This window comes from Thiomonas sp. TH-17, from assembly GCF_057473305.1.
Genome location: NZ_JBYCKI010000025.1, coordinates 1 through 3,761, shown reverse-complemented (window position 1 = coordinate 3,761; position 3,761 = coordinate 1). Strand labels below are relative to the sequence as shown.

General features: G+C 64.7%; 5 protein-coding genes. 3 read left to right on the top strand and 2 right to left on the bottom strand.

The window, feature by feature from the left end; translation table 11 throughout:
* The coding region (locus tag AC2VLV_RS01785; RefSeq protein WP_486988372.1) for a cation:proton antiporter at nt 1–1,173 on the top strand (1,173 nt) is incomplete at its 5' end.
* Nucleotides 1,170–2,285 (top strand): YbdK family carboxylate-amine ligase, encoded by a 1,116-nt coding sequence (locus tag AC2VLV_RS01780; protein WP_486988371.1) that lies wholly within the window; start codon nt 1,170–1,172, stop codon nt 2,283–2,285. The genes AC2VLV_RS01785 and AC2VLV_RS01780, both read left to right, overlap by 4 nt.
* A 24-nt stretch (nt 2,286–2,309) precedes the next feature.
* Here AC2VLV_RS01780 and AC2VLV_RS01775 read toward each other — a convergent pair whose 3' ends face one another.
* Together AC2VLV_RS01775 and AC2VLV_RS01770 are read right to left on the bottom strand one after the other, a co-directional pair.
* Nucleotides 2,310–2,738, bottom strand: a complete 429-nt coding sequence (locus AC2VLV_RS01775) for a PIN domain-containing protein (protein ID WP_486988370.1) — start codon at nt 2,736–2,738, stop codon at nt 2,310–2,312.
* Nucleotides 2,735–2,989, bottom strand: a complete 255-nt coding sequence (locus AC2VLV_RS01770; RefSeq protein WP_486988369.1) for a type II toxin-antitoxin system Phd/YefM family antitoxin — start codon at nt 2,987–2,989, stop codon at nt 2,735–2,737. The genes AC2VLV_RS01775 and AC2VLV_RS01770 overlap by 4 nt, the downstream gene beginning before the upstream one ends.
* A 502-nt stretch (nt 2,990–3,491) precedes the next feature.
* Here AC2VLV_RS01770 and AC2VLV_RS01765 point away from each other — a divergent pair.
* Nucleotides 3,492–3,623, top strand: a complete 132-nt coding sequence (locus AC2VLV_RS01765) for a hypothetical protein (RefSeq protein ID WP_486988368.1) — start codon at nt 3,492–3,494, stop codon at nt 3,621–3,623.
* The last annotated feature ends 138 nt before the right edge of the window (nt 3,624–3,761 follow it).

Genomic DNA, 3,761 nt, shown 5'->3' with positions numbered 1-3,761 from the left:
GCCGCGCTGGTGCTGGCCACGCTCACGGGGGAATCGGTGTTTCGCTTTCTCAAGTGGCCGAGGCTGGTGGGCTATGCGGCGGCGGGCATGATTCTGGCCGCAGGCGGCGCCGGGCTCAATGTGTATGAGCTGCAGAACAGCGCCCGCGCCATTGTCGATACGGCCCTGGCCGTGCTGCTGTTCGAGATTGGCCACCGGGTGAATCTGCGCTGGCTGCGTGCCAACCCCGCCCTGCTGGGCATGAGCCTGCTCGAATCGGCGTTGGGCTTTGGCGCGGTGTGGATCACCCTGGTGTTTCTGGGCTTCACCGCGCTGCAGTCGGCCATCGTGGCTGGGCTGCTCATGGCCACCTCGCCCGCCGTAGTGCTGCGCATCAGCAGCGAGTTTCGCACCAACGGGCAGGTGACCGAGCGCCTGCTGCTGCTCTCGGCCCTCAACACGTTTTACGCGCTGCTGGTCTGCAGCCTGCTGCTGGGCATGATGGACGCCGACGGCCCGCAGGGCGCGGCCGCCTCGGCGCTGCATCTGCTGTACCTGCTCGGCGGCTCGGTGCTGGCGGCGGCGCTGCTGGCCTGGGCGGTGAACTGGGTGGAGCGGCATTTCGACTTCCGCGACGAGGGCGGCGCGCTGATGCTCGTCGGCCTCATCGTGCTCACCCTTTCGCTCACCCGCATGCTCAACTGGTCGGCCCTGCTCACACCGCTGCTGGCCGGCGCGCTGCTGCGCTGGCGCAGCCCGCGGCCGCGGCTGTGGCCGCGCCACTTCGGCACCGCGGGCGGCGTGCTCATGGTGCTGCTCTTCCTCATTCTGGGTCTGAGCCTCAACGCCCGCATTCTGCTGGCGGGCGGGCTGGCGGCGGCACTGGTCATCGTGGTGCGGCTGGCGGCCAAGCTGGCCGGGGCGATGGCGTTTGGCCGCGTCAGCGGCGCGAGCTGGCGGCAGTCGGTCGCGCTGGGCCTGTCGCTCAACCCGGCCTCGGGCGTGAGCTTCGTGCTTGCGTTGAGTTTTCTCGGCAGTTCGGCCGGGGCGGCGCTGCACCCCATGCTGGCCGTCGCGTTCAGCGCCATCGCCCTGCTCGAACTGCTCGCCCCGCTGCTCACCCGATGGGCGCTGGGCTATAGCGGCGACATCGCTCCAGGCCCGGTCAGCCGCATCACGGGAGGCAGCGCATGAGTCTGGGCCCCTTCACCAAATCGGACGCTTTGAGCATCGGCGTGGAGCTGGAGCTGCAGATCGTCAACCGGCACAACTACGACCTCATGCCCTGCGCGCCCGACCTGCTGCGCTTGCTGCAAGGCCACAAGCTGCCCGGCGTGGTCACGCCGGAAATGACCGAGAGCATGATTGAGCTCGCCACCGGCATCTGCACCGGCTATGACGACGCCCTGGCCCAGCTCACCGAGATACAAGGCGCGCTGGTGGACGCCGCCAACAAGCTCGACGTGGGCCTGGCCGGCGGCGGCACCCACCCCTTCCAGCACTGGGCGCAGCAGCGCATCTTCGACAAACCGCGCTTTCTCCAACTCTCCGAGCTGTACGGCTACCTGAGCAAGCAGTTCACCGTGTTCGGCCAGCATGTGCACCTGGGCTGCCCCGACGCCGACACCGCGCTCTACACCCTGCACTGCATCTCACGCTTCATTCCGCACTTCATCGCCCTTTCGGCCTCGTCGCCCTATGTGCAGGGCGAAGACACCGGCTTTCACTCCGCGCGGCTGAACTCGGTGTTCGCCTTCCCGCTCTCGGGCCGGGCGCCCTTCGCCCTGACCTGGGAAGACTTCGAGCGCTACTTCGACAAAATGACCGCCACCGGCGTGGTCAAGAGCATGAAAGACTTCTATTGGGACATCCGCCCCAAGCCCGAATACGGCACCATTGAAGTGCGCGTGATGGACACCCCGCTCACCATCACCAAGGCCGCGCGCATCGCCGCCTACATCCAGACCCTGGGCGCCTACATTCAGCGCGAGCGGCCCTTCCAGCCGCAGGAAGACGACTACCTCGTCTACACCTTCAACCGCTTTCAGGCCTGCCGCTTCGGCTTCGACGGCACCTTCGTCGACCCCGCCACCCGCGAACACCGCACCCTGCGCGAAGACCTCATCCGCACCCTCGTCAAGCTGGAAGGCCACGCCACCGACTGCAAATCCGACGCGGCCCTGCGCGAGTTACTGGCCGACGTCAGCGCGCGCGGCAACGATGCCGAGTGGATACGCGATGTGTTTTCGCGCGAGCATCACCTGCCCGAGGTGGTGCGGCAGCAGGCGGGGCGGTGGATGGAATGACGGTGTCGTCCTCTTGCGAGGCCGTCACGGCGAGAAGTCCCACGGATTGACGAGGGGCACACCCGAGAACTTGAAATCCGCGACATTGCGAGTGACCACCGTCATGCCATGCACCAGAGCGGTTGCCGCGATCAGAGCATCGCGCCCGCCGCGCCTGTCGGGCACATGCGGCCGGGCGCAACGTTGTGCCACGGCAGTATCGGCAGGCAGGGTTCGCCCGGCGAACTCGGGCAATACCTGCTGCTCAAGCCATGAGCGCAGCATGGCCCCCTGGGTCACATCCTTACGCTCAATCGACAGAACGCCAAGCTCCAGCTCCATGATGGTGATGGCGGACACAAAAAGGTCGGCCGCATCCACGCTTTGCGTCCATGCGCTCACGTTCGCATCAGCCTTGCCAGACCGCACCTTGCGCAGTTCGGACACCACATTGGTATCGAGAACAAACATCATGACAAATCGGCGGGCCGGGGTTTGATGGAAACACGAGGCGGCTCAAACTCGATGTCGGCAACAGCAGGCATTGCCAGCGCATCGGCAATATTGCGCCGCTGCTTTGTGAGCCGTTGATACTCCTGAAAGCTCATCAAAACATGGGCCGGTCGGCCTCGATCTGTGATGAACACCGGCCCGTTGTTTGCAGCCCGCTTTGCCTCGCTCGCCCCTTGGTTGAACTCGCGGCTGGATAAAGTGGTAATAGTCATGACGGCACCTCCGAAAGACAGATTGTAGTCATGTTTCTATATTCGCGGGGGCGCAACACGCCGCGTCAGCGCCCGCGGCAACGATGCCGAGTGGATACGCTGTGTTTTCGCGCGAGCATCACCTGCCCGAAGTCGTGCGGCAGCAGGCGGGGCGGTGGATGGCGGCTGCCACGTGAGTCTATTCCGACCTGTCAACGCTATTTCTGCGGCATAAGAAGGCTTGTCACGCGCCCACAGTACGCCAATGGCGTATCATTAAACAATGGAGTTCATTGAAACACCAACCTTCACCCGCGGCAGATCACCGCGCTGCTCCCGGATGATGCCTATCGTGGCTTGCAGAATCTGATTCTGGAGAACCCAGAGCGAGGCGATTTGATAGTCGGGGGCGGCGCGATGCGCATCAGGTGTTGATGCTCGTGGCCTATCCGAAATCCAGGCAAGACACCCTGAGCGATGCCGAGTTGGCCATCCTGCGCCGACTCATCGAGGAGATCTGATCATGGACAAGACCCTATTCGACGATCTGGTGCAAAGCCTCAACGAGGCCAAAGCGATCACCACCGGCCAAACGCAGGCCAGCCGACGCATCGTGCTGCAGGCTGAGGATGTGCGCCAGGTACGCGAGCACTGACCTGCCCCCTTGCGCCGTACCAACGTTAAGTCAGGAGTCCAGGTTGCAAGGTTAATTCACCTCGTTGGGGGTTGCGGGGTGAGCAGCATCGCCAGCGCGCTGGCGATGCTGCTCGGCGAATCGCGCCGGAGGTATCCG